The sequence below is a fragment of the Streptomyces specialis genome (assembly GCF_001493375.1).
Lineage (GTDB): Bacteria > Actinomycetota > Actinomycetes > Streptomycetales > Streptomycetaceae > Streptomyces > Streptomyces specialis.
Window position 1 is genome coordinate 1 of the sequence record NZ_LN929862.1, and the last position, 1,534, is coordinate 1,534.

The following is a 1,534-nucleotide window of genomic DNA, read 5'->3' on the forward strand; positions in this document are numbered from 1 at the left end:
TCAATGTTAGAACTATACCCTCTCTTAGCATCCTGCTCGCTTCCTAATTTATCGGTGTGTCCTCCATCCACATCCGTAGATTAGTGTCTGGCTTTTTTTATAAATACACCCGCCTCCCACCTAACCCTCCCCTATACTCCCCGAGGGCAACGCCAGAGCTGTAAAAGCGACACCCCCCCCCCCCCGCGACGCGCTGTGCGCCGCGCTGCGCCAGGCCGTCACCGCCGAACTCGCCGTCATGCTCCAGTACCTGTACGCCGCCTGGTCGATCCCCACCCACACGGCGGCCCACCAGTACGTCCAACGCGGCACCTGGACCCCCGAACAGGCCCGGCTGCTGTGCGGCGACGGCCCCCACAGCCTCGACGGCGGCCTGCGCGGCACCCTGCTGGGCGTCGCCCGCGAGGAGATGACCCACTTCCTCGTCATCAACAACATCCTCATGGCCACCGGCGAGCCGTTCCACCTGCCCGACATCGACTTCGCCACCGCCGGCCGCGCCCTGCCCGTGCCGCTCGACCTGTGCCTGGAGGGCTTCCACCGCGGCAGCCTCCAGCGGTTCATCGCCCTGGAACGGCCCCACCACCTGACCGGCCACGCCCCCGGCCCCGGCGGAACGGACGCCCCGCCGTTCGCCTACGGCTCCCTCAGCGAGCTGTACGCGGCGATCCGCGCCGCCGTCCAGACCCTCGACGGCGTTTTCCTGGTCGACCGGGGACGCGGCGGCGGGGAACACCACCTCTTCATGCGCGAGACGCTCGACCTCACCCACCCCGACTACCAGTTGGAGGTGGACGACGTCTCCAGCGCCGTCTTCGCCCTCGACTTCGTCACCGAGCACGGCGAGGGCAACATCCTGGCCGCCCCCCTGCCGTCCGACTCCCACTTCGACACGTTCCTGCGCGTCTCCGACGCCCTCACCGCGCAGTACACCACCGGGCCCGGCGGCCGGCGCGTCCCGTGGGAACCGGCCTACCCCGTCGTCCGCAACCCCACGCTGCTCCCCGGCCGGCCGGGCGCCGAACTCGTCACCCACGAGGAGGCCCGCGCCGCGATCGACGTGTTCGACCGGGCGTACGCGCTGACGGCGTGGCTGATGGTCCAGCACTTCGGCCTCAGCCCCGACAAGAGCCTGCGCCGCTCCCGCCTGATGAACGCCGCCCTGGACCTCATGACCGGCGTGCTGCGCCCCCTCGCCGAGCACATCGTCACCCTGCCCTCCGGGCGCCCCGGCCGGACCGCCGGGCCGACCTTCACGATGGGCGGCGACCCCGTCGCCGTCGCCCGCGCCGACGTCGCCGCGAAACGGGCCGCCGCCCGCTGCGCCGACCTCGCGGACAGCGCCGGGAAGATCCCCCGGCTGGCCGCGTCCGTGCCCGGGATCCTGCGCTCGTTCGCCGACCAGTTCAGGACCATGAACCCACGGGAGGCATCTTATACTCATCTGACGCTGCAGACGAAGAGGAAAGCGGAGGGGTAGGAGCACCAAACACAATAACAAGAAAAAAAGAGCAAAGACAGATACAAACGGTGG

The 1,534-nt window shown here is 69.2% G+C and carries 1 protein-coding gene; it reads left to right on the forward strand.

Going from position 1 to position 1,534, the window contains the following annotated elements; genetic code table 11:
* Positions 1 to 205 precede the first annotated feature (205 nt).
* The gene (locus BN2279_RS09610; protein ID WP_267887124.1) at positions 206 to 1,480 is read left to right on the forward strand and encodes a ferritin-like domain-containing protein; all 1,275 of its coding nucleotides are present in this window, start codon (positions 206 to 208) and stop codon (positions 1,478 to 1,480) included.
* Positions 1,481 to 1,534 lie beyond the last annotated feature (54 nt).